Source organism: Serratia sp. CY74737, assembly GCF_052166775.1.
Taxonomy (GTDB): domain Bacteria; phylum Pseudomonadota; class Gammaproteobacteria; order Enterobacterales; family Enterobacteriaceae; genus Serratia; species Serratia ureilytica.
On sequence record NZ_JBJNOF010000004.1, the window covers coordinates 197,297 to 215,264 of the forward strand.

The 17,968-nt window shown below is 60.2% G+C and carries 20 protein-coding genes; 13 read left to right on the forward strand and 7 right to left on the reverse strand.

Annotated features, from left to right (window positions below):
- Positions 1 to 246 precede the first annotated feature (246 nt).
- The gene (locus tag ACJ8PE_RS07145) at positions 247 to 1,122 is read left to right on the forward strand and encodes an NAD(P)-dependent oxidoreductase (RefSeq protein ID WP_197760195.1); all 876 of its coding nucleotides are present in this window, start codon (positions 247 to 249) and stop codon (positions 1,120 to 1,122) included.
- A 33-nt stretch (positions 1,123 to 1,155) separates the two neighbouring features.
- Here ACJ8PE_RS07145 and ACJ8PE_RS07150 read toward each other — a convergent pair whose 3' ends face one another.
- The 3 genes from ACJ8PE_RS07150 to ACJ8PE_RS07160 form a co-directional block, all read right to left on the reverse strand.
- Positions 1,156 to 1,683, reverse strand: coding sequence for a cysteine hydrolase family protein (locus ACJ8PE_RS07150; protein ID WP_042783932.1), 528 nt, complete (start codon positions 1,681 to 1,683; stop codon positions 1,156 to 1,158).
- Between the two features lie 34 nt (positions 1,684 to 1,717).
- On the reverse strand, positions 1,718 to 2,821 hold the full coding sequence (locus tag ACJ8PE_RS07155; protein WP_197793175.1) for a suppressor of fused domain protein: 1,104 nt from the start codon (positions 2,819 to 2,821) through the stop codon (positions 1,718 to 1,720).
- Positions 2,822 to 2,984: 163 nt separating this feature from the next.
- On the reverse strand, positions 2,985 to 3,857 hold the full coding sequence (locus tag ACJ8PE_RS07160; protein ID WP_197793181.1) for an oxygenase MpaB family protein: 873 nt from the start codon (positions 3,855 to 3,857) through the stop codon (positions 2,985 to 2,987).
- 242 nt (positions 3,858 to 4,099) lie between these two features.
- Here ACJ8PE_RS07160 and ACJ8PE_RS07165 point away from each other — a divergent pair, with 242 nt between their 5' ends.
- The 4 genes from ACJ8PE_RS07165 to ACJ8PE_RS07180 all read left to right on the forward strand — a co-directional run bounded on the left by ACJ8PE_RS07165 (position 4,100) and on the right by ACJ8PE_RS07180 (position 7,333).
- Positions 4,100 to 4,543 (forward strand): acetyltransferase, encoded by a 444-nt coding sequence (locus ACJ8PE_RS07165; RefSeq protein WP_060428973.1) that lies wholly within the window; start codon positions 4,100 to 4,102, stop codon positions 4,541 to 4,543.
- A 265-nt stretch (positions 4,544 to 4,808) separates the two neighbouring features.
- Positions 4,809 to 5,834, forward strand: a complete 1,026-nt coding sequence (locus ACJ8PE_RS07170; protein WP_187048732.1) for a methionine ABC transporter ATP-binding protein — start codon at positions 4,809 to 4,811, stop codon at positions 5,832 to 5,834.
- Positions 5,827 to 6,495 (forward strand): methionine ABC transporter permease, encoded by a 669-nt coding sequence (locus ACJ8PE_RS07175; RefSeq protein ID WP_033637581.1) that lies wholly within the window; start codon positions 5,827 to 5,829, stop codon positions 6,493 to 6,495. Before ACJ8PE_RS07170 ends, ACJ8PE_RS07175 begins: the two co-directional genes overlap by 8 nt.
- 19 nt (positions 6,496 to 6,514) lie before the next feature.
- Positions 6,515 to 7,333 (forward strand): MetQ/NlpA family ABC transporter substrate-binding protein, encoded by an 819-nt coding sequence (locus ACJ8PE_RS07180; RefSeq protein WP_197760194.1) that lies wholly within the window; start codon positions 6,515 to 6,517, stop codon positions 7,331 to 7,333.
- Between the two features lie 812 nt (positions 7,334 to 8,145).
- On the opposite strand, the gene ACJ8PE_RS07185 is transcribed toward ACJ8PE_RS07180, so the two are convergent.
- The gene (locus tag ACJ8PE_RS07185; RefSeq protein ID WP_197793849.1) at positions 8,146 to 8,790 is read right to left on the reverse strand and encodes a TetR/AcrR family transcriptional regulator; all 645 of its coding nucleotides are present in this window, start codon (positions 8,788 to 8,790) and stop codon (positions 8,146 to 8,148) included.
- A gap of 176 nt (positions 8,791 to 8,966) precedes the next feature.
- Here ACJ8PE_RS07185 and bhsA (ACJ8PE_RS07190) point away from each other — a divergent pair, with 176 nt between their 5' ends.
- The 3 genes from bhsA (ACJ8PE_RS07190) (at position 8,967) to dapF (ending at position 10,663) form a co-directional block, all read left to right on the forward strand.
- Complete coding sequence (gene bhsA / locus ACJ8PE_RS07190) at positions 8,967 to 9,224, forward strand: multiple stress resistance protein BhsA (protein ID WP_033637578.1); 258 nt, start codon at positions 8,967 to 8,969, stop codon at positions 9,222 to 9,224.
- Between the two features lie 192 nt (positions 9,225 to 9,416).
- The gene (gene bhsA, locus ACJ8PE_RS07195; RefSeq protein ID WP_004939517.1) at positions 9,417 to 9,674 is read left to right on the forward strand and encodes a multiple stress resistance protein BhsA; all 258 of its coding nucleotides are present in this window, start codon (positions 9,417 to 9,419) and stop codon (positions 9,672 to 9,674) included.
- 113 nt (positions 9,675 to 9,787) lie between these two features.
- Positions 9,788 to 10,663 carry a diaminopimelate epimerase gene (gene dapF / locus ACJ8PE_RS07200; protein ID WP_197793848.1) on the forward strand — a complete coding sequence of 292 codons (876 nt, stop codon included), beginning with the start codon at positions 9,788 to 9,790 and terminating at the stop codon, positions 10,661 to 10,663.
- Here the strand turns inward: dapF and ACJ8PE_RS07205 are convergent.
- Positions 10,638 to 11,936 (reverse strand): SLC13 family permease, encoded by a 1,299-nt coding sequence (locus tag ACJ8PE_RS07205; RefSeq protein WP_197760073.1) that lies wholly within the window; start codon positions 11,934 to 11,936, stop codon positions 10,638 to 10,640. The genes dapF and ACJ8PE_RS07205 overlap by 26 nt on opposite strands.
- Before the next feature lie 85 nt (positions 11,937 to 12,021).
- Entirely contained in the window at positions 12,022 to 12,927 is a 906-nt protein-coding gene (locus ACJ8PE_RS07210; protein WP_197793850.1) for a bifunctional helix-turn-helix transcriptional regulator/GNAT family N-acetyltransferase, read from the reverse strand.
- Positions 12,928 to 13,408: 481 nt separating this feature from the next.
- Here ACJ8PE_RS07210 and ACJ8PE_RS07215 point away from each other — a divergent pair, with 481 nt between their 5' ends.
- The 5 genes from ACJ8PE_RS07215 (at position 13,409) to ACJ8PE_RS07235 (ending at position 17,679) form a co-directional block, all read left to right on the forward strand.
- The gene (locus ACJ8PE_RS07215) at positions 13,409 to 14,080 is read left to right on the forward strand and encodes a CsgG/HfaB family protein (RefSeq protein WP_033642307.1); all 672 of its coding nucleotides are present in this window, start codon (positions 13,409 to 13,411) and stop codon (positions 14,078 to 14,080) included.
- A 17-nt stretch (positions 14,081 to 14,097) separates the two neighbouring features.
- Positions 14,098 to 14,454, forward strand: coding sequence for a DUF4810 domain-containing protein (locus ACJ8PE_RS07220; RefSeq protein WP_046686634.1), 357 nt, complete (start codon positions 14,098 to 14,100; stop codon positions 14,452 to 14,454).
- Positions 14,451 to 15,107 carry a DUF799 domain-containing protein gene (locus ACJ8PE_RS07225; protein WP_033642306.1) on the forward strand — a complete coding sequence of 219 codons (657 nt, stop codon included), beginning with the start codon at positions 14,451 to 14,453 and terminating at the stop codon, positions 15,105 to 15,107. Before ACJ8PE_RS07220 ends, ACJ8PE_RS07225 begins: the two co-directional genes overlap by 4 nt.
- A 112-nt stretch (positions 15,108 to 15,219) precedes the next feature.
- Complete coding sequence (amyA, locus tag ACJ8PE_RS07230; RefSeq protein WP_197793847.1) at positions 15,220 to 16,710, forward strand: alpha-amylase; 1,491 nt, start codon at positions 15,220 to 15,222, stop codon at positions 16,708 to 16,710.
- Positions 16,711 to 16,830: 120 nt separating this feature from the next.
- A complete protein-coding gene (locus tag ACJ8PE_RS07235; protein ID WP_197793846.1) occupies positions 16,831 to 17,679 on the forward strand; it encodes a PA4780 family RIO1-like protein kinase in 849 nt (282 codons plus the stop codon).
- A gap of 8 nt (positions 17,680 to 17,687) precedes the next feature.
- On the opposite strand, the gene ACJ8PE_RS07240 is transcribed toward ACJ8PE_RS07235, so the two are convergent.
- Entirely contained in the window at positions 17,688 to 17,906 is a 219-nt protein-coding gene (locus ACJ8PE_RS07240; protein ID WP_197793845.1) for a DUF7661 family protein, read from the reverse strand.
- Between the last annotated feature and the right edge of the window lie 62 nt (positions 17,907 to 17,968).

Genomic DNA, 17,968 nt, shown 5'->3' on the forward strand with positions numbered 1-17,968 from the left:
AAAGATAATGCCGCCAAACCGGCGGCATTAAAAAGAGATGTGAATACTCGTGCCGCCTCAGAAGAGGCGCCACCATGACTGATTGTGGGTGGAGTGCATCGATATATTCATGCCATCAAGGTATACCCGCAGCGGCAATGCGTCAATAGCCCGCCGCCGGCGCGTAAGACGGCGTTACACTCCGGCATTTGCGTTCCTGGCCCGGCGCGCTAGGGTAAAACCTTCAACCTGAAAAAGGAGCGCATGATGAAGATCGGATTTGCCGGACTGGGTGGGATGGGCAGCGCCATGGCGGCTAACCTGGTGAAGGCGGGATTTGCGTTGACGGTATGGAACCGTTCGCCGCAGGCGGCGCAGCCGCTGGTGAGCGCCGGCGCGCGGCAGGCCGAACGGCCGGAACAGTTGGCCGATGCCGACGTGCTGATCACCATGCTGGCCGACGATGCCGCGACGCAACAGGTGGTGGTGGACAGCGGATTGCTGCAGCGGATGAAACCGGGCGCGCTGCATATCAATATGGCGACTATCTCGGTCGAACTCGCCAAACGCCTGACGACGCTGCATGCGGAACACGGCATCGGTTATCTCGCCGCGCCGGTGCTGGGCCGGGTCGACGTGGCCGCCGCCGGCAAGCTGAATATTCTGGCGGCCGGCGATAGCGAGCGGCTGAAGCAAGCGCAGCCGCTGTTCGATGCCCTCGGCCAGAAAACCTGGCATTTCGGCGCCGATCCGGCGCAGGCCAACGTGGTCAAAATCGCCACCAACTTTACGCTGGCCAGCGCCATTGAAGCGATGGCGGAAGGCAGCGCGCTGGTGCGCAACCACGGCGTTTCCGGCGCCGACTACCTGCAGATGCTGAGCAGCACCGTCTTCGCCGCCCCGGCCTATCAGGGCTATGGCGCGCTGATCGCCGCCGAGAAGTATTCACCCGCCGGATTCCGGCTGGCGCTGGGGCTGAAGGACGTCGGGCTGGCGCTGGCCGCCGGCGCCGACAGCCATACGCCGATGCCGTTCGCCGGGGTGCTGAAAGACAATTTCCTCGACGCGATGGCGCAGGGGGATGCGGATCTGGACTGGGCGGCGCTGGCCAAGGTGGCGGCGCGGCGGGCGGGCCTGAAATAACGAACGGGGGCCTCGGCCCCCGTTTCTTCGTTCTCAGAACACGATGTCCGCCGCGGGAACGGCGCGGATCGGCACGCCGAAGCTGTCGATATTCGACAGTGTCTCGTTATGGTGGGTGCGGATCAGCAAACCGTCGGCATAGGATTTGTCGTGGCAGGTATGCGCATCCGCCGCCAGCGTCACCGGATAGCCGTGCGCCGCCGCGCTGCGCACCGTGGTATCGATGCAAAACGGCGTGGAGTAGCCGCAAACCACCAGCTGCGATACGCCGTTGGCGATCAGTAACGCGCCGAGCGAAGTGCGCAGGAACGAGTCCGGCGTGGTTTTATCTACCCGATGGTCGCCTGGCGCCACCTTCAGCGCCGCAAGCACTTGCCAGGCGGCGCTGCCGTGCGGCAGTTCGTCGTCCGGCGTATGGTGCTGAATCACGATCACCGGCACGCCCGCCCGGCGGGCGCGCTCGCTCAGTTGGTTGATGCGCGCAACGGTGCCCGCAGCATCCGCCGGCGGCGGCGTAAACAACCCTTCCTGCACATCGATAATCAACAGCGCGCTGGTCATGGCGGCTCCCGAAGAGAAGACGAGACAAGTCGCGTCAGCACACCGGCTGGCGCGGGCGGAAAATATGGTCGACGCCCTGCTCGCGCAGCCTGTGCACCAGATCATGCCCGCCGTTCGGCGTGGCGTGCGCCAGCTGGCGCTCGGCGGTAAACACCGGGCTGGCCCAGAACAGATTCACCGGGTCGCCATACTGCTGAGGCAACGTCAGGTGCGCGTGATGCGGGTAGAAGGACGACGATAAAATATAGCCTTCATAGCCCAACGGTGCCACGTCGGACTCCAGCGTATGCCCTTCGCCGATCCAGGTCAGCCGCGCCCAAGGGGCGTGAGCGAAACCGGCCAGCGCGCTGGCCATCTGCACCGCGTTGTCTTCGGTCATGTATTGGCTGTCGATGGCGATCGCCATCTCCATGCGGCGATAGCGCGAAGCCTCATCGTTGAACAGGATCTCCACCCACGGCATCGGCCGAATGCTGACGCCCATGGTGAGGAAGTAATAGATGCCGTCGCGCTCGTGCTGAGTGATGGCCATCGGCGGCCACTTGCCCTGATCGATGGCGTAGTATTTTACCGAAGGGCCGAAATGCTGCTCATAGCGCGCCTGAAAATCGCGCTGCATCTTCGGCCACGGATTGCCCTCTTCACGCTGCCAGCTGCGCCAGAACTGGCGGGTGCTTTCCGCCTGCGCATATTGCGTGTTGGTCGAGGCCGAACCGAGCGGATAGGCCAACGGGCTCTCCTTGATGCAGCTGGCCGAATAGCACACCGAATGGTCGATATACAGGCTCCAGCCGGGGATCACCGCCAGCAATTGGCCGTAATACCACAGGGCCGCGCCGTCGTCGCTTTCGCTCCACACCACCCTCAGCCCTTCCGGGTTCAGCGGCGCTTCCCCTTCCAGGTTGCGGCAAAATTCCGCCGCCAGCATCGGCGGCTGCCCCTGCTCCAGCGCGGCGCGATCTTCCTGCAGCGGCGCGGCGGCCAGATTGCGCAGCCAGCAGGCGCGCACCTGATAGCGATCGCTGTAGGCTTCGGCGGGATAAATGTAAAAATAGGCTGCCCTGCTCCCTTGCTGAACCACCGCGACCAGCGTCTGGTTCTCATTGCTGACTTCAGCAAGTACGTATGACTCGTTCATATCACCTCAATAGGGTCAGGGCGCGGCAGAATCGGCTGCGCGCAAAAAATGGAATGTGGCTTTGCCCTCAAGTGTAAAACGCATTACTGGCCGGATCACCCGTAAAAGTCTCAAAAACGGCCGTAAACGAAGATAAACAAAGGTTAATTATAGCGGCTGCGGCTCATGACGGCTGAGTGATGCGCCGCACCGCGCGCTGATAGGAACCGTTGCGCATCGACGCGCCCAGCACTTTGCCGAGGCCTGCAGCCCCCGTTCGCACCAACCGCCGCCGCAACGCGCCCGGATGAAAGCCGAACTGCCGCTGCGCCCAATCGGGCAACAGATCGATGCCCGCCTGCATCACCACCCCGCCGAGCGGGCGCGCCAACACGCTCGGCGCCGGCGCCTTCAGCAGAATGCGCGCCACCTCTTGGGTGCGTTCGTCACAGACCAGCTGCGGCCGCATCGCCTGCAGATAGTCGTCTACCTCCGCGCAGGACTGAGGGATAGCGGTCGCCCCCAGCGCGGCGGCCACGCGCGCCGCTTCGCGATAGTATTGATCCTGCAAATCGCGGGAAAGATGCGGGTTGCGGTAGAGCAGGTGGCTGGCCAGAAAACGGCTGCTCTCCGCCACGTGCACCCAGGTCAGCAGCGCCGGATCGCTGGCGGCATAGGGCGTGCCGTCGCTGCCGACGCCGGTCACCCGCAGGTGGATGGCTTTGACTTTGGCGATCAGCCGCTCCGCCTCGGCGGTCGGGCCGAAGGTGGTGACCGACACGAACTGGCTGGTGCGGCGCAGGCGGCCAATCATATCGTCGCGGAAGTTGGAGTGATCCCATACGCCGGCCAGCGCCAACGGGTGCAGCATTTGCAACAGCAAGGCGCTGACGCCGCCGCACAGCATCGGGGTGAAATCGCGGTGTACCTGCCAGATGACCGACTGCGGGCCGAACAGCCCCGGATCGCCGGGCGGATTCTCAAAATCGACGCCGCCGAGCGCCAACCCGGTCAGGCTGAGCACCTGTTTTTCTATCGCTGCGCGTACCGCTTCCATCCTGCCGCCCTCTTGCTCATTCAGCGGCCAGTGTATCACGCGGCGAGCGCCTCATTGCGCCCTGCGGCGGTTGAAAGCTTTAACTTACTGAATTACAGTTGTTATACCGCTTGCAACCAGGCGGGCCTATTCGATCCACTGCAGAGGCGCTTTGCAGGGCGTTAACCCACGTTAATTCGGCACTAACCCCACAAAACCTCTATCTAGTTTCTTTTCCTTCAACTTAGATAGCAGAGAGTTCGATGATTACCATCAGAGCACGCGCGGCGGAAGACAACGCGCAATTGGCAGATATCTGGCTGCGTTCGGTGCGCGCCACTCACCACTTTTTAACCGAAGACAACATCGCACAGCTGTTCCCGCTGGTGCTGAACGACTACCTGCCGGCGGTCAACGTTTGGGTGGCCGAAGAGCAGCCGGGGCATCCCTGCGGCTTTATCGGTCTGAACGGCAACAAGGTGGAGATGCTGTTTATCGATGCCGATCAGCGCGGCAAAGGCGTGGGCAAAGCGCTGCTGACCCACGCGGAAACGCTGCACGATGAGCTGCAGCTGGACGTGAACGAGCAAAATCCGCAGGCCAGCGGCTTCTACCGCCACTACGGGTTTGTCATCACCGGCCGCTCGCCGCTCGACGGCCAGGGCAACCCGTTCCCGCTGCTGCACATGAAGCTGGACAAACGCTAGCCCTCCCGCCGGCCGCCCCGCGGCCGGTTTTCTCTCCCCCTGTTTCACCCACTGTTTTATATATCAAATCAGAATAAGTAATAGAATTTACATTCTTCCTGTCACTATAAACCCTCGGTAGGATTGCCCGGTATTCACCCGCAACAGAGATTCCGTCCGCCACTCCCTGCCGGGTTGTGCCCCGCAGAAAAGCCGAACGATCCCTGTCCGGCGCACCGCGCTCTGGACGGAATGCTGTGAAGTATCGATAAGGATCCGCTTCGCTATGATCGTTCTTTCGAACGTTTGCAAAACTTTTGACAGCGCACAGGGCCGCGTCGTGGCGGTTGACGACGTCAGCCTGGCGATAGAAGCCGGGCAAATTTACGGCATCATCGGCTACAGCGGCGCCGGCAAAAGCACGCTGATCCGCCTGCTCAACGGTCTGGAAAAGCCCACCAGCGGCCGCATTGACGTGGGCGGATTCGATATCGCCCGCGCCAAAGGCAGCCACCTGCGCCAGGCGCGCCTGAAAATCAGCATGGTGTTTCAGCACTTCAACCTGCTGTGGTCGCGCACCGTCAGCCAAAACATCGCTTTTTCCATGCAGATCGCCGGCGTGCCCAAGGCGCAGATTGCGCCGCGCGTGGCGGAACTGATCGCGCTGGTTGGCCTGCAGGGGCGCGAAAACGCCTACCCGTCGCAGCTCAGCGGCGGCCAGAAACAGCGCGTCGGCATCGCCCGCGCGCTGGCCAATAACCCGAGCGTGCTGCTGTGCGACGAGGCCACCTCAGCGCTCGATCCGCAAACCACCGACGCTATTCTCGACCTGCTGCTGGCCATCAATCGCCAGCTGAAATTGACCATCGTGCTGATCACCCACGAAATGCACGTGGTGCGCAAAATCTGCCACCGCGTGGCGGTAATGGAAAACGGCCGCATCGTCGAAGAGGGGCCGGTGCTCGAGGTGTTCACTCGGCCACAGCAGCCGATCACCCGGCAGTTCGTCAAACAGGTGTCGCAGTATGCGGACACGGCTGAGAGCTTCAACCCGCAGCTCACCGCCCACCTGCCGGGGACGATCTTCAAGCTGACCTTCGTCGGCGAACAAACTCATCAGGCGGTGATCGCCGAGGTGATTCGGCGCTACCCGCTCACCGTCAACATTCTGCACGGCAAGATCAGCCACACCCTCAACGGTTCGTTCGGCGAACTGTACATCCACGCCGAAGGCAATGAACAACACGTCGCCGACATGCTCAGCCTGCTGAACGAAAGAGACATCGCCGTCGAGGTTATCCAACATGATTGAATCCCTGTTCCCCCACCTGCGTCTGGACCAACTGTGGGACGCCACCTGGGAAACGCTGTACATGACCGGCATCGCCGGTTTGGCCACGTTGGTGCTGGGCATCGTGCTCGGCGTGCTGCTGTTTTTAACCTCCAAGGGCCAGCTGTGGCAGAACCGGGCGGTCTACTCGCTGATCTCCGTGTTGGTCAACGTCTTCCGCTCCATTCCGTTCATCATTCTGATCGTGCTGCTGATCCCGTTCACCAAATCGCTGATCGGCACCATTCTCGGCGCGGACGCGGCCCTGCCGGCGCTGATCGTCGGCGCGGCGCCGTTCTACGCCCGGCTGGTAGAGATCGCGCTGCGCGAGGTCGACAAAGGGGTGATCGAGGCGGCGCGCTCGATGGGCGCCAAAAACCGCACCCTGATTTTCCGCGTATTGCTGCCGGAGAGCTCGCCGGCGCTGGTTTCCGGCATCACCGTCACCCTGATCGCGCTGGTGAGCTACACCGCGATGGCCGGGGTGATCGGCGCCGGTGGCCTGGGCAACCTGGCCTATCTGGAGGGGTTCCAACGCAACCACAGTGACGTGACGCTGGTGGCGACGCTGACGATTCTGCTGATCGTTTTCGTCATTCAGTTCATCGGCGACACCCTGACAAGAACGCTCGATAAACGTTAATTAACCAAGGAAAACGATGATGAAAAAGCACCTACTGATGTTGGCTTTCGCCTCCGTCGCCACCCTAGCCTCATTTGGCGCCACGGCAGCGACCAAGCTGGTGGTCGGCGCCTCCAACGTGCCGCACGCCGAGATCCTCGAACAGGCCAAACCGATACTGGCGAAGGAAGGCATCGATCTGCAGATCAAGCGCTTCCAGGACTACATCCTGCCGAACACCGCGCTGGCCAGCCACGACATCGACGCCAACTACTTCCAGCACGTGCCTTACCTGAACTCGGTGCTGAAAGACCACGCCGACGACAAGAGCTACGACTTCGTCAGCGCCGGCGCGATCCATATTGAGCCTATCGGCATCTACTCGAAGAAGTACAAGAGCCTGAAAGATCTGCCGGAAAACGGCAAAATCATCATGCGCGACGCGGTGGCGGAAGAAGGCCGCATTCTGTCAATCTTTGAACGGGAAGGCGTGATCAAGCTGAAGCCAGGGGTGAGCAAGGTGGATGCACGCATCGCCGACGTGGTGGAAAACCCGAAACACCTGAAGTTCCAGGCTAACGTTGAAGGCGCGCTGCTGCCGCAGATGTACAACAACAACGAAGGTGACGCCGTGGTGATCAACGCCAACTACGCCATCGACGCCGGGCTGAATCCGACCAAGGATCCGATCGCGGTCGAAAGCGGCGAAAACAACCCGTACGCCAACATCATCACCGTGCACAAAGCCGACGTGAACAAGCCGGAGATCGTGGCGCTGGTGAAAGTGTTGCACTCCAAGCCGATTCAAGACTTTATCCGCGAGAAGTACCAGGGCGCGGTGATCCCGGTCAATCAGTAGTGGGTTAAATGGCCCGGTAAAAGCCGCAATGCCGCTCACTTAAGCCTGAGTGGCATTTTTTTATCCAGCCTCTGGGCGTTCTGTGCAGGGGAATTGCCGTAAATGTCCGCATTTCTCTGTGGCCAATATGAACGGCAATTGGAGGGACCGATGGCGCGGCCCCTCCACCCGCGCCTTCGCTTAACACCATCTGTCCGCTACGCGGATACCCTCGCCGCGTCTGCGTTGTCGGGCGGGTCGGCTGCGACAAACGTCCCTGTTAGTCTCGCCTCAACCGGCCTTCCCTGGCCGGTTGACCCTGACAACGCCGTCTTGCTCGGCAGCCGGTGATGCGCGCTAAAGGCCAACACCTGAGCTGGCTGCTACCGGGAAATCTGTCGCTTATAAGGTTCTGGTAGAGAAGTTGGAGATGAGCGCGGTGTTGGGCGCCCTTGAAGACGCCGAACGCAGGCATAGCGCATTAGGCGAAACCGCCATGGACGGCGGTTTCAGGTGAGACAGGCAGGGACGCCTGTCGCAACCGGCCTCAATGCGCTATGGCGGAGAGAGGACAAATCTGCCTGGAGCAGATTTGAACGCTGCTTGCAGCGGCCCCGAAGGGGCGAGGCCCAGGGATGGGCTGAGTAACGTTGGCAAAGCCAACCGTCTGATAGGGCAAAGGCGCGGGTTGCCAGGGGCTGCGCCTTCGGCCCCTGGCTCGGTCGAGGTGCGTGAGCCACATGGGGCATATCACTTTTATCGACCGAAAATGTCACGAACGCCTGCAGAAAAACGCTAACTGATCAGCATTGCGGTAAAAACCGGGCCTGTTTCTACACCTTATTGCCAATCTGGCTGAGCCGCGGCCACACCAGCATCAGCGCCTCCAGCAACCGCAACAGATCGTCCCGGCTTGCCCCTTCTCGCGCCTGCACCGACATGCCTTCAATGGTGCAAATCACGTATTTCGCCAGCAGCGCGGTATCGGTTTTCGCCAGCAGCTCGCCCTGTTGCACCTTGCGATCGAAGCAGGCCTTCAGCGCCGCTTCCTGCGCATGATGCTTTTTGCGCAGCATCTGGGCGACGTCGTCGGAAGCGGACGACAGCGCAGCGGAGGCGCACACCATGAAACAGCCTGACGGCGTGTCGGGGTCGGTAAATACCTCGGCGGAAGAACGCACGTAGGCTTCGACGATCTCGGCCACCGGCAGATCCTGCTCCAACAGTTGGTTAGTGCAGGTGGTGTATTTTTGCAGATAGCGTTCCACCGCCGCGCGGAACATCCCTTCTTTGTTGCCGAACTCGGCATACAGCGTCGGCGCCTTGGCGCCGGTCACTTCCACCAGATCGGCCAGCGAGGTGGCTTCATAACCGTGCCGCCAGAACAGATCGAGCGCGCTTTCCAGCGCCCGGTCGCGATCAAATTGTTTGGGTCTGCCACGGCTTTTCTTGCCGCAGACCGCTTCATTGATGCTCATCGTTCCTCTCCTATCCCGCTCCACAGCAGGCTTAGCACAAATAACTTAACGATCATTATAAAAAAATATTGCGCCCTCGTCGAGAACCGATTAGCATTTAGTTATCGATCGTTAAGATAATTTAGCGAAGCGGATTAAACCCCTCTATTTACCGTTATCGGAAAGGAAATAATATCATGAAAAACTTAAAATTAACTTTAGCAGCTCTCACTCTGGCCAGCGTTTCCTTCGGCAGCTTCGCCGCTGATTTGGTCCAGAACCAACCGGCAGACCAGCAGAAAGTGGGCGTCATCACCGTCAGCGGCGCATCCGATCTGACCTCGCTGGAAAGCAGCCTGGCCGCCAAAGCCGATCAGGCTGGCGCCAAATCCTTCCGCATCATCGGTGCCGGCGGTAACAACCAACTGCATGGCACTGCAGAAATCTATCAATAACAACGTATTAAGCCAACAGGTTGCCTGTTCTTTTGCTCACAACGCCAGGGCGTAAAAAAAATTAATTAACGAGCATTAAAAAAATACTTGCAATCTGTCAAACCGGCACCTAATATTAAATTATCGATCGTTAATTAATTTAACGACCTTACAAAACAAACATCGTAAAGAACACTGATAGGAAATAAGACCATGAAAAACCTGAAAATGACCATCGCCGCCATCGCACTGGCTTCCGTCTCCTTCGGCAGCTTCGCCGCCGAACTGGTCAACGCTCAACCGGCCGATCTGCAAAAAGCCGGCGTCGTTACCGTCAGCGGCGCGTCCGACCTGAGCAGCCTGGAAAACAAACTGGCGGCCAAAGCCGACGCGGCGGGCGCCAAATCCTTCCAGATCATCGCCACTACCGGTGACAACAAACTGCACGGCACCGCGATCATCTACAATTAATGGCCGGATCGGCAATCGTGCAAAAGGGCGGCTCAGGCCGCCTTTTGTTTGCTTTAACGCCAACGTTCTGTTGTAAGCTGTAGCGACCTCTTCCCGCTGAGCCGAGCAACGCCATGACTCCCCTGCTGTTTCACAAATATCACGGTCTGGGCAACGACTACCTGGTATGCCATCGTTCGGTCGCCGATCGCCTGAGCCAGGAACAGATCCGTCTGCTGTGCCACCCGCATTACGGCATCGGTTCCGACGGCCTGCTGATCGACAGCGGCGACGCCGTCAATCCCACCCTGCGCATCATCAACCCGGACGGCTCCGAAGCGGAGAAAAGCGGCAACGGCTTGCGTATCTACGCGCGGTATCTGTTCGACAGCAAGCGCGTGGCGCATCAGCCGTTTCTGGTGCATACCGCCGGCGGCGACGTGCGTTGCCAGGTGGCGGAAGACGCGCATCAGATAAACGTGGAGATGGGGCGCGCCAATTTCAGCCCGGCGGCGCTGCCGGCCTTGATCGATCTGCCGGAGGCGCTGAACTATCCGCTGCCCCTGAAGGAGGAGACGTTAAGCGTTTCGCTGGTGTCGATGGGCAACCCGCACTGCGTGGTGCCGGTGGAAAAACTGGATCTGGCGCAGGTGCATCGGCTCGGACCGCAGATTGAGCGCCATCCGCTGTTCCCGAAACGCACCAATGTACAACTGGTGGAAGTGGTCGATCGCCAGACGCTGCGCATCGGCATCTGGGAGCGCGGCGCCGGCTTTACCCTCGCCTCCGGCAGCAGCAGCTGCGCCGCCGCCAGCGTGATGCGCAAGTTGGGGCGAGTCGGCGAGCGGGTTAGTGTGCGGATGCCGGGCGGCGAACTGCAGATCGCCTTCAGCGGCGATTTTCAGGTCAGCATGCGCGGACCGGTGCATAAAATCGCCACCCTGACGCTGGACGAAGACTGCTTTGCCGGCGGCGCGGGGCTGTTTACGGGATCCACCCCAGCAGCCTGAACCACAGATAGTCCAACGGCACCAGCAGCGCAAAGCTGAGCGCGGCCAACAGCAGGCACAGCTTTAGCCCTTCGCGCGCCGGCACTTTGCCCATCCCCATCGCCACCACGATCGGCGAGGCCTGATACGGCAACAGCGGCGTGGCGTAACCGATCACCTGGGTCATCAGCACCGTCAGCAGCGGCAAGCCGCTGCCTGCGGACAACGCCTGCGCCAGCGGGGTAAACAGCGCCGGCACGCCGTTGGCGGTCACCACGAAATTCAACAGCGCGGTGATCCCCACCAGCGAACCGAATGCGGTAAACGGCTTGCCGTGCAGATCCGGCATCATCGCCAGCAGCGCGCCGCCCAACCGATCGCCGAGCCCCGAGTGGCTGACCAATGCGGTCAGCCCCAGGATCCCCGCCACGTAAATACAGGTGCGCACGTTGACCCCGGCGGCGAACTGCTCGCCGTTGAGAAAACCGATGCGCGGCAACAGGCAGAAGCAGGCCGCCGCCAACCCTATCCAGGCGGGGGCGATGCCGTGCCAGCTGTCGGTCATCCACAACAGTACCGTAATGCCCAACAGCGCGATCAGCCGCCACTCGGCGGCACTGAGCGGCGTTTGCCCCGCCTCGGTCGCCACCGGCTGCGGCCGGGCACGGAACAGGCCACAGATGCACAGCGTCAGCAGCGCGCCTTTGGCCACCCCGAGCACCGGAGCATGCAACAGCAGATAAGAGAGATATGCGAAGTGGCTGCCGTAGGCGCTTTCCGCCGCGCCGCTCATCACCAGGTTAGGCACGTTGGCCGGCAGGATGCTGGCGGAAAGCTGGAAGGTGCCGAACCCCACCGCCAGCGCCAAACCGATGCGGCCGCGCGAGCCTTCCGCCAGGCCGGCGCGCTCGGCCAACGCCATGACGATCGGCATCAGCAGCGTAATCCGCCCCATATTGGAGGGCATGACAAACGCCAACGCGTAGCTTATCGCCACCACGCCGCCCACCAGGCGCGGCCAGGAACCGGCCAGATGCGGCAAGAGTCGGTTGGCCAGGCGATCCGCCAAGCCGGTGCTGCGGATGGCGGTGCCCAACACGAAACCGCTGAGCACCAGCCAGAATGCGGAAGACGCGAAACCGGAAAAGGTCACCGCGGCGGGTGCCAGCTGCAATACCATCACCGCCGCAAAGAACAGCAACGCGACCAAATACTCCGGCAAACGGGCGCTGGCCCATAGCGCGATGACCACCAGCGTGACCAGCGCAGACAGCGCCATGGGATCCCCCAACATAATTCTCCTCCCTGATAAAACGTTGTGATTGTTATCAAACGGTTAACAGGGTGACACAAGGCGCGGGCGTTAACCTTGAAACCGCTCACATATCGTCGTTCTGCAGATTTTTCAGCATGCACACATTGCAGCCGTGGTGGCCGGTATTGCCGCGCCGTTCCGTCAGCAGCGTGAAACCCAGCGCGTAATATAACCCGATCGCCTCTTTCAACTGTTCGGTGGTTTCCAGGTAGCAGTAGCGGTACCCCGCCGCCCGCGCCGCCTTCAGCGCCTGCACCACCATATAGCGCGCCATGCCCAGCCCGCGCGCGCCGGGTTTGAAGAACAGTTTTTGCAGTTCGCAATAGCCGGGCTCTTCGCCGGCCAGCGGCGCCATGCCGACGCCCCCCACCACCAGCCCGTCCCGCTCCAGCACCCAGTAGCGGCCGCCGTTGTCATGATACAGGCCGGTCAGCCGATCGAGATCCGGATCGTGCAGGCTGACCCCTTCCATCTTGTCCATGCCGTACTCGCGAAATACCTCGCGAATGATCGCCGCCATCGCCGCATCGTCGCGCTCGGCGATCGGCCGCACCCGCAGGTTGGCGTCGCGCTGTTTGCGCGCGCTGCGCAGCGCCGCAGTCATCTTTTTCATCGCCGCAGTGGTGCTCGCCAGCTCATCGTCGTCCAACTGCGCCAGCGCCGCCTGCATAAAGCCGTCGGCGTCGCTCTCGATGCCGGCCAGCGCCTTGCCGCCCTGTTTACTCAGCCGATGCAGGTTGTGCCGCCTGTCATCCGGATGATCCACCGTTTCTATCACGCCGGCGGCCACCAGGCTGCGCAGCGCCCGGCTGGCGCTGGCCTTGTCGATGCACAGCCGGGCCGCCAGCTCGGTGACGCCCAGCGGCTGCTCGCTGACTTCGATCATCAGATGGATCTGCAGCGGCGAAAAGCGCGAGCCGTTGCTCTGCTTGTTCAACATGCCGAATTCTCTGACCAAATTGCGCGCCAATGCTCTGAAATCCCTGATGTTCACAATTGATATCCCCAATTAGCTACCGATAAAAAATGAGATTTAGTTGATAGTGTTACCTAATTCTCACTACCTTAACGGATCATCAAACCGCCATGAACCCCGGTATAACAGAGGAGCTGATGCAAAACGTTACATTACCCAATACAGTAAACTGATTAATTCAAAAAAATCAGAATAAAAATTCATTAATTTAATGTTGATAAAACAATAAACCAGTTAAAAAACATACAATCGTGAAAAAATCTGCGGATGAGAGAAGAAATCGATATCAATCCATTGCATTACAATAGGTTACAACAATGTTAATAGCGGCATTAATGCCGATATCTTGTTGTAATTTGTTACATATTCATGGCAGGATCGCAGCGCTTCCATAACGGCGACAACGCTCGTTATGGAAACATCGGGCACGGGTTGCTCCCGCGCCGTTTTATGCTCATGGAGAGATCGCATGCCAATGAAAAAATCACTCGCCGTCTGTTCCGTCGCCCTTTCCGTCACTTTGCTGGCGGGCTGTGCGACCGAATCCTCCCGCTCTTTGGAAGTGCCGAAAGTGGCTTCCTACAACACCACTTATCAGGGCCCACGCAGCCCTATCGCCGTCGGTAAATTCGACAACCGCTCCAGCTACATGAATGGCATCTTCTCCGATGGCGTCGATCGGCTGGGCAATCAGTCCAAGACTATCCTGATCACGCATTTGCAGCAGACTGGCCGTTTCAACGTGCTGGATCGCGCCAACATGGAAGAGTTGAAAACTGAAGCCGGCATTAAAGGGAAAGCACAAACGCTGAAAGGTGCCAACTATGTGATTACCGGCGATGTCACTGAATTCGGCCGCAAAGAAGTCGGCGATCATCAGCTGTGGGGCATTTTGGGCCGTGGTAAATCACAGGTCGCTTACGCCAAAGTTAATCTGAACGTCGTGAACGTACAGACCTCAGAAGTCGTCTATTCCTCTCAGGGCGCCGGTGAATACGAACTGTCCAATCGCGAAATCATCGGTTTCGGGGGCACCGCCAGCTACGACTCCACCCTTAACGGCAAGGTGCTGGATCTGGCCGTGCGTGAAGCCGTCAATAACCTGGTTACCGGTCTCGAAAACGGCGCATGGCGCCCTGCTAACTAACGGACTAGAGCAGAAAGATGATAACTAAAAAAATGGGCGGGGCGCTGTTTGCAGCGACTCTGTTGGCCGGCTGCGCCGCGCCGAAAACGCTTTACAATTGGGATGGCTACCAAACTTCTCTTTATCAATACTACCAGCAGGATGGGCAAAGCCCTGAGCAGCAGATCGCTACGCTGAAAGAGATCGTCGAGAAATCCCGCGCCAAGGATAAAGCCGTACCGCCGGGGCTGCATGCGCAACTGGGACTGCTGTACAGCAAAACCGGCAACGACGGACAAGCCATGAGTGAATTCAACACGGAAAAAGCGCTGTTCCCGGAATCGGCATCGTTTATGAATTTCCTGATGGCCAAGGATAAGGGGAGCTTTAAATGAAGCGTGTACTCACTTTCCTCAGCGTTACCGCCATCCTGTTGCTGAGCGGCTGTGCCAAGCAAACGCCTTATGACTATGCGGCATTCCATGAGAGCAAGCCGAAGTCGATCCTGGTCTTGCCGCCGGTTAATCAGTCGCCGGATGTCAAAGCCAGCCACAGCGTGCTCGCCAGTGCAACCTTACCGCTGGCCGAAGCCGGTTATTATGTGCTGCCGGTCGCTGTAGTGGAGGAAACCTTTCTGCAAAACGGTCTAACCAACGCCAACGACATCCGCGCCGTCAGTCCGAAAAAACTGCACCAGATTTTCGGCGCCGACACCGTGCTGTACCTGGATGTCACGCAATACGGTACCAGCTACATGGTGATCAGCAGCGAAACTCGCGTTACCGTAGCCGCTCGCCTGGTTGACCTGCGCAACGGCAAACAGCTGTGGGCCGGCACCGCCACCGCATCCAGCAACGAAGGCAACAACAATTCAGGTGGCCTGCTGGGCATGGTGATCAGCGCCGCGATTTCACAAATCGCGGATACCATCAGCGACAAAGGGTTCGACATTGGTGCCATCGCCAACACTCGCCTCCTGTCGGCAACAGGTCAGAACGGCGCCATTCTTTATGGCCCGCGCTCACCTCATTACGCCAGCCAGCGTTAAGCAGTCTCTCGGGCGGCCTTCTCGGGCCGCCTATGCCAAACTTGTCCCTTTTGCCAAAAGTAGCCCATGCTTTAACTGCTCCTTTCCTTCTGGCTAACCGGGACGCTGGCTCATGACGAAAAAAACCACCCTGCTGCAATTCTTCCACTGGTACTACCCCGACGGCGGCAAACTGTGGCAGGAGGCCGCCGAACGCGCCCCGCACCTCGCCGAACTGGGCATTACCGATCTGTGGCTGCCGCCCGCCTACAAAGGCGCTTCCGGCGGTTACTCCGTCGGTTACGACACCTACGATCTGTTCGATCTGGGCGAGTTTGACCAGAAAGGCAGCGTGGCCACCAAATACGGCGACAAGGCGGCACTCGAACACGCCGCCACTGCGCTGCGCGAACACGGCGTGGGGGTGCTCTACGACGTGGTGTTCAACCACAAGCTCGGCGCGGACGAGAAAGAACGGGTGCACGTGTTCAAGGTGGACGCCAACAACCGCAACGACATCGACGACCAGGGCTTCGACGCGCTGGCCTATACCCGCTTTACCTTCCCCGGCCGCCAGGGCGCGCATTCCGAGTTTATCTGGGATTACAAATGCTTCAGCGGCGTCGATTACGTTGAGCAGCCGGACGATAAAGGGGTGTTTAAAATCGCCAACGACTACGGCGACGACGGCTGGAACGATCAGGTCGACGACGAGAAAGGCAACTACGACTACCTGATGGGCGCCGACGTGGAGTTCCGCAATACCGCCGTGACGGAGGAGCTCAAATACTGGGCGCGCTGGCTACTGGACACGCTGCCGTGCGACGGCTTCCGCCTCGACGCTGCCAAACACATTCCCGCCTGGTTCTTCAAAGAGTGGGCGGATCACGTGCGCGACAGCGCGCAGCGCGATCTGTTTATCGTCGCCGAATACTGGTCGCACGATCTCAGCGCGCTGCAACAATACATCGAGTTGGTGGACGGCAAAGTGATGCTGTTCGACGTGGCGCTGCACCTGAAGTTTCATCAGGCGTCAAAACAGGGCGACGGCTTCGACATGGCGCAGATCTTCACCGATACCCTGACCGCCGCCGATCCGGCCCACGCGGTGACGCTGGTCGCCAACCACGATACCCAGCCGCTGCAATCGCTGGAGGCGCCGGTGGAACCCTGGTTCAAACCGCTGGCCTACGCGCTGATCCTGCTGCGCGAACAGGGCGTGCCCTGCGTGTTTTACCCCGACCTTTATGGCGCCAGTTACCGCGATAAAGGGCGTGACGGCGGCGAGTACCAGATTGACATGCCGGCGATCCCGGAGCTGGAGAAGCTGATTGCCGCCCGCCAGCGCTTCGCCAACGGCCCGCAAACCGACTACTTCGACGACAGCCACTGCGTGGCCTTCAGCCGCGCCGGCACCGCCGACGCCCCCGGCTGCGTGGTGGTATTGACCAACGGCGGCGAAAGCGGCAAGACGGTCGCGCTCGGCGCCGATCTGGCGCGCACCGCCTGGCACGATTTCCTCGGTAACCGCCAGGAGGAAATCACCACCGACGACCAGGGCAGCGCCCATTTCCCGGTCAACGCCGGCAGCGTCAGCGTCTGGGTGCCGACAGGCAGCCTGTGAACGCCCGCCGCCGCGCAATGATGCCGCGGCGGCAAAACTAATGTTTGCCTTTCGGGTCTAACTTACGCTATCAACTGCGCAAGCCATTCACACCGGAGCCTAAATAGGGTACAAGGCTGCATGAAAATTCCAAAACGACTCCAGCCGCTGGTGGATGACGGGTTAATCGACGAAGTCATCCGCCGTTTGAAAAGCGGCAAAGAAGCCGACGTGTTTATCGTGCGCTGCGGCGATGAGATCCGCTGCGCCAAAGTGTACAAAGAAGCCGAGAAGCGTAACTTCAAGCAGGCCGTGCACTACCAGGAAGGGCGCAAGGTGCGCAACAGCCGCGACGCGCGCGCCATGAACAAAGGCTCCAAATTCGGCCGTCAGCAACAGGAAGAAGCCTGGCAGAACACCGAAGTGGACGCGCTGTATCTGCTGGCCAGGGCCGGGGTGCGGGTGCCGCAGCCGGACATCTGCCTGGACGGCGTGCTGCTGATGGAGCTGATCACCGACGAGGAAGGCCTGGTGGCGCCGCGTCTGAGCGATGTTATCCTGACGCCGGAACAGGCGCGCGCCGATCATGCTCTGATGATGAACTACGCGGTGCGCATGCTGTGCGCCGGCTTGGTGCACGGCGATCTGTCGGAATTCAACGTGCTGATGGATAAAGACGGGCCGGTGATCATCGATCTGCCGCAGGTGGTGGACGCCGCCGCCAACAACCACGCCAAAAGCATGTTCGAGCGCGATATCGACAATCTGGCGGAATATTACGGCCAATTTGCGCCGGAGCTGCGCGACAGCCAATATGCCAAAGAGATCTGGGCGCTGTATCAGGAAGGCACGCTGACGCCGGACAGCGTCCTCAGCGGCCGATTCAGCGAAATCCAGAAGCGCGCCGACGTCGGCTCGGTGCTGGAAGAGATCCAGGCCGCCAGCGAGGAACATCAGCGCCGCCTCATGGCGCGCAACGCGGAAGAGTAACGCCCGCGCTACTCGACGCGAAACACGTCCGGCCGCTGCGGGGTCGCGGCTTCGTGATAGATATCCCCCAGATAGCCGGCGATCTCCTCTTCGCGCAGATCCGCCGGCAACACGATATCGTAGCTGGGGGCATATTTGCGCTCCGGCAGCGTCACGCGGAACAGCCGCCATTCGTCCCCGATACGCTTCACGCCTACCAGGCGGCCGAACACGTTAAAAATTATCATCCGCCATTCCCCTTTTCGTCGCTTTCAGGCTATAACACTGTGATGCCGCCGCAGTGAAAAGG

What these genes read in the sequence shown, in the direction of transcription:
- ACJ8PE_RS07145 (WP_197760195.1), top strand. Translation starts at nt 247, where the DNA reads ATGAAGATCGGATTTGCCGGACTGGGTGGGATGGGCAGCGCCATGGCG.
- ACJ8PE_RS07150 (WP_042783932.1), bottom strand. Translation starts at nt 1,683, where the DNA reads ATGACCAGCGCGCTGTTGATTATCGATGTGCAGGAAGGGTTGTTTACG.
- ACJ8PE_RS07155 (WP_197793175.1), bottom strand. Translation starts at nt 2,821, where the DNA reads ATGAACGAGTCATACGTACTTGCTGAAGTCAGCAATGAGAACCAGACG.
- ACJ8PE_RS07160 (WP_197793181.1), bottom strand. Translation starts at nt 3,857, where the DNA reads ATGGAAGCGGTACGCGCAGCGATAGAAAAACAGGTGCTCAGCCTGACC.
- ACJ8PE_RS07165 (WP_060428973.1), top strand. Translation starts at nt 4,100, where the DNA reads ATGATTACCATCAGAGCACGCGCGGCGGAAGACAACGCGCAATTGGCA.
- ACJ8PE_RS07170 (WP_187048732.1), top strand. Translation starts at nt 4,809, where the DNA reads ATGATCGTTCTTTCGAACGTTTGCAAAACTTTTGACAGCGCACAGGGC.
- ACJ8PE_RS07175 (WP_033637581.1), top strand. Translation starts at nt 5,827, where the DNA reads ATGATTGAATCCCTGTTCCCCCACCTGCGTCTGGACCAACTGTGGGAC.
- ACJ8PE_RS07180 (WP_197760194.1), top strand. Translation starts at nt 6,515, where the DNA reads ATGAAAAAGCACCTACTGATGTTGGCTTTCGCCTCCGTCGCCACCCTA.
- ACJ8PE_RS07185 (WP_197793849.1), bottom strand. Translation starts at nt 8,790, where the DNA reads ATGAGCATCAATGAAGCGGTCTGCGGCAAGAAAAGCCGTGGCAGACCC.
- bhsA (WP_033637578.1), top strand. Translation starts at nt 8,967, where the DNA reads ATGAAAAACTTAAAATTAACTTTAGCAGCTCTCACTCTGGCCAGCGTT.
- bhsA (WP_004939517.1), top strand. Translation starts at nt 9,417, where the DNA reads ATGAAAAACCTGAAAATGACCATCGCCGCCATCGCACTGGCTTCCGTC.
- dapF (WP_197793848.1), top strand. Translation starts at nt 9,788, where the DNA reads ATGACTCCCCTGCTGTTTCACAAATATCACGGTCTGGGCAACGACTAC.
- ACJ8PE_RS07205 (WP_197760073.1), bottom strand. Translation starts at nt 11,936, where the DNA reads ATGTTGGGGGATCCCATGGCGCTGTCTGCGCTGGTCACGCTGGTGGTC.
- ACJ8PE_RS07215 (WP_033642307.1), top strand. Translation starts at nt 13,409, where the DNA reads ATGAAAAAATCACTCGCCGTCTGTTCCGTCGCCCTTTCCGTCACTTTG.
- ACJ8PE_RS07220 (WP_046686634.1), top strand. Translation starts at nt 14,098, where the DNA reads ATGATAACTAAAAAAATGGGCGGGGCGCTGTTTGCAGCGACTCTGTTG.
- ACJ8PE_RS07225 (WP_033642306.1), top strand. Translation starts at nt 14,451, where the DNA reads ATGAAGCGTGTACTCACTTTCCTCAGCGTTACCGCCATCCTGTTGCTG.
- amyA (WP_197793847.1), top strand. Translation starts at nt 15,220, where the DNA reads ATGACGAAAAAAACCACCCTGCTGCAATTCTTCCACTGGTACTACCCC.
- ACJ8PE_RS07235 (WP_197793846.1), top strand. Translation starts at nt 16,831, where the DNA reads ATGAAAATTCCAAAACGACTCCAGCCGCTGGTGGATGACGGGTTAATC.
- ACJ8PE_RS07240 (WP_197793845.1), bottom strand. Translation starts at nt 17,906, where the DNA reads ATGATAATTTTTAACGTGTTCGGCCGCCTGGTAGGCGTGAAGCGTATC.